Source organism: Wolbachia endosymbiont of Nomada ferruginata, assembly GCF_001675785.1.
Lineage (GTDB): Bacteria > Pseudomonadota > Alphaproteobacteria > Rickettsiales > Anaplasmataceae > Wolbachia > Wolbachia pipientis.
In genome coordinates this window covers 1-5,848 of the sequence record NZ_LYUY01000084.1, presented here as the reverse complement: position 1 = coordinate 5,848, position 5,848 = coordinate 1, and the positions used below count along the sequence as shown (strand labels likewise).

The following is a 5,848-nucleotide window of genomic DNA, read 5'->3' as shown; positions in this document are numbered from 1 at the left end:
GAGAAGATATGCTGTTTTGATTTGTGTGAAAATTATTGTTGACTTATGTGCAATTAGAGAACCTAAGTCACTTTAGCTATATATAAAAGGTTTAAGTGGTTGTATTGATGTATCTTTGTATTAAAAAACACCCAATAAGCAGAGTTGTAAGTGGAATAAACCACAAAATGTAAGTGCTAGGTGGTACGATTATAATTGAATTGCCGTAAGAATTTTTTAACTCTGAGATTATCTCTTCATCAGTGTATCCATCATTGATTTTTTTACGAATTGCTCCTCGCATATCATACGCGATCTGAGATCCAGATTCAGACAATGATTCGCCAGAACATATTGGACACCTTATTATTTCAAATAAACTTGTTGCTCGTTTTTCCATGCTTTTATCTCTGAGTTTATTATCCAGAGTAAAAGCGTTTACGCCTGAGTGAAATATCAATATGAAAAGTAAACTAACTACTGCTCTCATCCTTGGTTAATTGGGTTATTTTACTGAGTTGGTTCATAAAATCAGTAGTGGATAACTTTCCAATAAAGCTTGACCCTACATCATCATCGTACTTTATTGAAAATTGAATGCCGTCATCAGTTGTTTTTTCTGATAAGGAAGACATTAATTTTTCAAACGCATCTGAAGTTTTTGAGTCACCAATCATAAACGAGATTAATTCTTTATAATTTGATATAGCCACGTTGATTTTGTCTTTAAATGAAGACGTAACCAAATTATAATTTTGCACTCCACCATCTGCAGCAAGAGAAAAATTATTACTTTGAATTAAAAATTTCTCTATGTTGAAATTAATTCTGGAAGCTGAGATGTGGTTTACAAATTCGTAATCAAATTTAGTGTCGATACTAAGGTAACTTTCAGGACTTGCAGTATTTTTATACCGATAAGTATAAAAATCAAATCCTAGTTTAGTATTTCCACTTGGTTCTTTATCGAGGTGAAATTGAATGTAATTACTTTTATCATTCACTTCAGTTATAACACTTTGCTGATTTTCTGAAACATCACATTTTAATCCATAATCTTCGTAACGAAGTGTATCTATATAGTCTATCACGGTACTATTTCTGTTGAATCGCAATGAAGATGGTAAATCATTTAGTCTAACAACAAAGTGGCTGCTATCATTTGTGTGGCATTTTATATTCTTTTTCTCATCACCATGAACAACAATGTTGACTTCATTGCTTGGTATGTAGATATATACTGATTTATCAAACAATCTATTTTTTATCAATAAAGCATCAGATGAGATGGTTAATTGCTCATTGGAAAATTTTGGGTTTGTCACACGGAAAATTAGGTTAGAAGGAAGTCCACTAAAATCATGTAAAATATCAAACTTTTCGTCGTTAATGTATAGTATTGTTTCAGCTAAAAGATTTTTTACCTTACATGCAGAAAAATACCAAAAACCACTATACGCTACAGGAATAAACAAAAGTAAAGAGATGATAATATAGATAAAAATCTTACGCATAGCTAATCACTCCCCTGTTTATCCAATGATATATTTCTTGTACCCCTTGGTATGGTTACACACAAGCCGTCGATATCTTTTGTGATTTTTATTTGGCACCCAAGTCTTGATGTCTCCGTTAAGCCGAAGGCTAGATCTAACATATCGTTTTCCTCATCAGATATGGGATTATGCGTTTCTACAGCATTATAAAACTTTGGATCAACAATCACGTGGCATGTAGAACAAGCAAGAGAGCCTTCACATGCACCTTCAAGCAGATCTGGATCACTTCTATGGGCTAAATTGAGCAGAGTTTCTCCCTCTGCAGCTTCATAACTTTTCTTACTCCCATCAGGTAAAATAAAAGTAACAGATGGCATATTATCCCTATTAAAATCCTTACTAATTTCTCTATATCCTACAGGTAATAACTAATATTTGCAAACTCTTTGCAATTCCAGTACCTATATTTCTTGTTATCCAAGTATCTCCTTTAGCATAGATCCCGCTAACAAGCAGCGGGATGACGGTTGTCAGGCTAGTGCCTTCTCCTGTCATCCAAGTAGCTGACACTGGTTCCTTTATGATGGCAACGCCCCTATGATGTCATCCCAGTGCTTGACACTGGGATCCAGGAAAGTTTGCTTGTAAGCAAGCAAACTAGCACAGAAAGTGGTTACAACATTTTCGATGAGATTATATGGAAAACTTGATCCCAGTGTCAAGCACTGGGATGACAAAAAAAGGAGCACTGGAATGGCACCATTTGTTATGTTTAACAAAGTTCGTACTTAGCTTCATGTTAGCCATAAATATTTAAGAAATTTACCAAATGAAAAAAAAGGCAAAAGAAGCCCCATGGTTAACTAGTTCTGACACTGGTTTCCATCCAAGACGGCAGTAGCCCCTTCGGTGTCATTCCAGTGTCAAGCACTGGAATGACAAAGGAGAGCAGTGTCAGCTACTTGGATGACACCTTTTTTCTACTTAGTGTGGGTTATACAAGAAGTCTATTGTATGGCTATTGCTGGTCGTATATTACTTATAGCTTATCTATTCAAATTTTGACTTTATTTTTCATAATTCATTATTGACAGAAATTATTAATTGGGTTATTATTAAATTATCGTTAACAAATGAGGCAAAGAAATGACGACATCCAATAATTCTTCATTGCTAAAAGATAGTCAGGAGCTTACTAAAACTAAGGGGACTATATGGAAACCTTTAATTACTATCTCATTATTGTCTGTATTTAGTTTCACATCTGGTCAATATCTTCCTTATGTTATTGCAGCAGTTCCTTTAGCAATCTTTGCTGTTTCTGCGGTTGTTGCACTTATTTCAGTGACATATCTTGTTAAACTGGCTATTTCTAGAGATGATAATAAGAAAGAATTAGGTCTTAATGGACAGAAATTCGGCCATACTCCATCTCAAGAACCACAAAAATTTGTGTGTAAAAATTGTACTAATCTGGAGAATAAATCAAATGTACCTACTCCTCAATCACCTCCAGTAACGTTTGGAACACAACCAAATCCAAGTGCCAATATGCTACAGCCGCCGCCTCCTCCTCTATCAAGCTGTGCACCACCACCACCTCCTCCTATGCCAACTCCTGAGCAATTGAATCAAGCAAGTGGTGCAGTACCTCCTCCTCCTCAAAATTCATCAACTCAACAGGGTAGTAATGATTTACTTAATAGTATAAAAAAAGCTGGCGGTAAGGCAGGTATGAGCAAAGAACAGAAAAAAGCACGCGATGAAAAATTAAAACAAAATAGGGAAAAACGAGAAAAGAATAGTGAAGGTGAGCAAACAGATTCCAAAAATGCTTTATTTGCAGAAATAAGAGGAGGTTTTACATTGAAACCAGTTAATAAAAATCAACAAAGCCCTGAGAAGAGTACTCCAAAAACAAAGTGTGATATGGCTTCTATTCTTGCAAGGAGAATAGCCATTGAATTCTCAGATAGTGAAAGTGAGCATTCTGATTCTATTAGCGATTCAGGTTGGACTACAGATGAAAGCAAAGACAAACAGAAAGAGATAGAGCAGAAAAAGAAGGTGCTGACAAAAAGCAGGAAAAAATCTACGCCTTCAAATTCCCAATCAGACAATAAAAAAGGAACAAGCACTCCCGAGAGTGGTTATAGATCTGATGATGATCAACAATATCCTGAAACTGCAGCTCCGCCAAGCCACCAACCAAATACAAAAAAGCCACCGATACCGCCTAAGCCTGTTAATTTAAAAACGAAACCTGAAGCTCCTCCTGCAACAACAGTGACTGAAGTGAAAGACTCATCTACTTCTCTTGTTAAGGGTCTCATGGCAAAGTTTGATAAAGAAGCGTCTCCATGCCAAAGACAATTTGTTGCACGGGGAAGCACCACGCACTTCCCTTCTTTTTCAAAATAAGTTTACCTACAGGTCTGATTGTATTAAGATTGCTTAATACAATCAGATCTATTATATGCGTTTATCCAAGTATTACTTACCAACTCTAAAGGAAAAGCCTGCCCATGCTAAAATTATCTCCCATCAATATTCTTTACGTGCAGGTTTAATAAAGCAGATAGCATCTGGCATTTATTCCTGGTTACCACTTGGTCTCTTAGTGCTTAAAAATATTGAAGACATCATCAGAGATGAAATGGATAAATCTGGCGCTATTGAAGTGTTAATGCCTTGTGTGCAACCAGCAAATCTTTGGCGAGAATCAGGGCGTTACGATGATTACGGTAAGGAAATGTTGCGTATAAAGGATAGGTATGAGGAAGATATGCTTTTTGGTCCAACACACGAGGAAGTAGCAACTGATTTGATTAGAAATACGGTAAAAAGTTACAAAGATTTGCCGCTTTGTTTATATCAAATTCAGTGGAAGTTTCGTGACGAAGTAAGGCCGCGTTATGGCGTTATGAGAGGCAGAGAATTTCTGATGAAGGATGCGTATAGTTTTGGTGTAGATTACGAAGGTGCACTGAATTCATATAATTTGATGTACAAAACTTACATAAAAATCTTCAAACGCATGGGACTTACTCCAATTGGAGTTAGGGCAGATACTGGGCCAATTGGAGGAAATTTGAGCCACGAGTTTCATATATTGGCAAACACTGGTGAGAGCACTTTATATTATGACAATAAATTTTCTGAACTACTAGAGAGTGAAGATATTGAAAGTTTAAAGAGTATATACGCAGTTGCAGATGATATGCATGATCCTGAGACTTGCCCTACATCACAAGAACAGTTAAATGTTAGTAAGGGTATTGAAATAGGGCATATTTTTTATTTTGGCGACAAATACTCAAAGCCTATGAAGGCAAGTGTTACTTCTCAAGATGGAAAAAATGTCAATATACATATGGGTTCGTATGGTATTGGGGTTTCAAGGCTTGTTGGTGCAATAATAGAAGCTTTTCATGATGATAAAGGAATTATCTGGCCAGAATCGGTGGCTCCTTTCAGAATTGGTTTAATCAATTTACAAACGAAAGTACCGGAGGCTGCAGATAAAATATACAAAGCTTTGAAAAGCGATGAAGTGCTTTACGATGATACGGAAGGGAGTGTAGGAGTAAAATTTTCTAGAATGGATCTGATAGGCTTGCCGTGGCAAATAATTGTCGGAAAGAAAGCAGTAAGTGAAAATATAGTTGAAGTAAAAAATAGAGCAACTGGAGAGGTAAAGGAAATGCAGATTGAGGAAGCAATAAATCACTTTAGCGCAAAATGATACACGGTATCGGCACTGACATAGTATATATACCAAGAATATTGAGAATATTACAAAAATACGGGGAAAAATTTCTCAATAGAATCTACACTGAAAAGGAAATAGAGCTAAGTAGAAAGTATAATAGTCAAGAAATGCGAGCAAGGTATTTTGCTAAACGCTTTGCAGCAAAGGAGGCTTTTATTAAAGCACTAGGCAGTGGTCAGGGTATTACAATGAAAGGTATAGAAATATATAGCGATGTAAGAGGAAAACCATATATTGCTGTCAGAAAGGATTTCATCTCAAAGGACTACAAGATTCATCTTTCTCTGAGTGACGATGGAGATTACGCTACTGCATTTGTTATAATTTGCGTCTATAGCTCACACAGATAAAGTTTACTCTTTTGTCATCCTATGCACAACTGTATGAACATTGCAATTTGGGCCTACCAGGAGGGCAATGCCTCTTATCCAAGTACCCTCTCTTGTCATTCCAGTCTGGGATCCAGGAATTTTATTAAGTTGGTAAGCATAAAAGTAGCCGTTTTATGTTAAAACACAACTTTCTTGATGACATTACGGCAAGTCTGGATTCCAGACTGGAATGACAAAGTTACCCAAGTAGCCTCTTTCTTGTCATC

9 protein-coding genes are annotated in these 5,848 nt (G+C 36.2%); 4 read left to right on the top strand and 5 right to left on the bottom strand.

Annotation, left to right across the window (positions count from 1 at the left end; genetic code table 11):
* Nucleotides 1-91: 91 nt before the first annotated feature.
* From BA053_RS04990 to BA053_RS07455, 5 genes are read right to left on the bottom strand one after another with little or no spacing between them, the layout of a single operon-like run.
* Nucleotides 92-469, bottom strand: a complete 378-nt coding sequence (locus tag BA053_RS04990) for a cytochrome c-type biogenesis protein (protein ID WP_065094399.1) — start codon at nt 467-469, stop codon at nt 92-94.
* Complete coding sequence (locus BA053_RS04985) at nt 453-1,493, bottom strand: hypothetical protein (protein WP_065094400.1); 1,041 nt, start codon at nt 1,491-1,493, stop codon at nt 453-455. Before BA053_RS04985 ends, BA053_RS04990 begins: the two co-directional genes overlap by 17 nt.
* 2 nt (nt 1,494-1,495) lie before the next feature.
* Entirely contained in the window at nt 1,496-1,855 is a 360-nt protein-coding gene (locus tag BA053_RS04980) for a ferredoxin family 2Fe-2S iron-sulfur cluster binding protein (protein ID WP_065094401.1), read from the bottom strand.
* Between the two features lie 31 nt (nt 1,856-1,886).
* The gene (locus tag BA053_RS07460) at nt 1,887-2,048 is read right to left on the bottom strand and encodes a hypothetical protein (protein WP_156517976.1); all 162 of its coding nucleotides are present in this window, start codon (nt 2,046-2,048) and stop codon (nt 1,887-1,889) included.
* 8 nt (nt 2,049-2,056) lie between these two features.
* Nucleotides 2,057-2,257, bottom strand: coding sequence for a hypothetical protein (locus BA053_RS07455; protein ID WP_156518231.1), 201 nt, complete (start codon nt 2,255-2,257; stop codon nt 2,057-2,059).
* A 141-nt stretch (nt 2,258-2,398) separates the two neighbouring features.
* Between BA053_RS07455 and BA053_RS07450 the strand changes: the two genes are divergently transcribed.
* From BA053_RS07450 to BA053_RS04965, 4 genes are read left to right on the top strand one after another with little or no spacing between them, the layout of a single operon-like run.
* Nucleotides 2,399-2,569 (top strand): hypothetical protein, encoded by a 171-nt coding sequence (locus tag BA053_RS07450; RefSeq protein ID WP_156518095.1) that lies wholly within the window; start codon nt 2,399-2,401, stop codon nt 2,567-2,569.
* Nucleotides 2,570-2,624: 55 nt separating this feature from the next.
* Entirely contained in the window at nt 2,625-3,899 is a 1,275-nt protein-coding gene (locus BA053_RS07445; RefSeq protein WP_156518230.1) for a WH2 domain-containing protein, read from the top strand.
* 55 nt (nt 3,900-3,954) lie between these two features.
* Nucleotides 3,955-5,223, top strand: coding sequence for a proline--tRNA ligase (gene proS / locus BA053_RS04970; RefSeq protein ID WP_065106831.1), 1,269 nt, complete (start codon nt 3,955-3,957; stop codon nt 5,221-5,223).
* The gene (locus BA053_RS04965; RefSeq protein WP_065094517.1) at nt 5,220-5,600 is read left to right on the top strand and encodes a holo-[acyl-carrier-protein] synthase; all 381 of its coding nucleotides are present in this window, start codon (nt 5,220-5,222) and stop codon (nt 5,598-5,600) included. Before proS ends, BA053_RS04965 begins: the two co-directional genes overlap by 4 nt.
* Nucleotides 5,601-5,848: the final 248 nt, after the last annotated feature.

Bases quoted from the DNA above. Each gene is read 5' to 3' on its own strand.
- BA053_RS04990 (WP_065094399.1), bottom strand. From the start codon at position 469: ATGAGAGCAGTAGTTAGTTTACTTTTCATATTGATATTTCACTCAGGC.
- BA053_RS04985 (WP_065094400.1), bottom strand. From the start codon at position 1,493: ATGCGTAAGATTTTTATCTATATTATCATCTCTTTACTTTTGTTTATT.
- BA053_RS04980 (WP_065094401.1), bottom strand. From the start codon at position 1,855: ATGCCATCTGTTACTTTTATTTTACCTGATGGGAGTAAGAAAAGTTAT.
- BA053_RS07445 (WP_156518230.1), top strand. From the start codon at position 2,625: ATGACGACATCCAATAATTCTTCATTGCTAAAAGATAGTCAGGAGCTT.
- proS (WP_065106831.1), top strand. From the start codon at position 3,955: ATGCGTTTATCCAAGTATTACTTACCAACTCTAAAGGAAAAGCCTGCC.
- BA053_RS04965 (WP_065094517.1), top strand. From the start codon at position 5,220: ATGATACACGGTATCGGCACTGACATAGTATATATACCAAGAATATTG.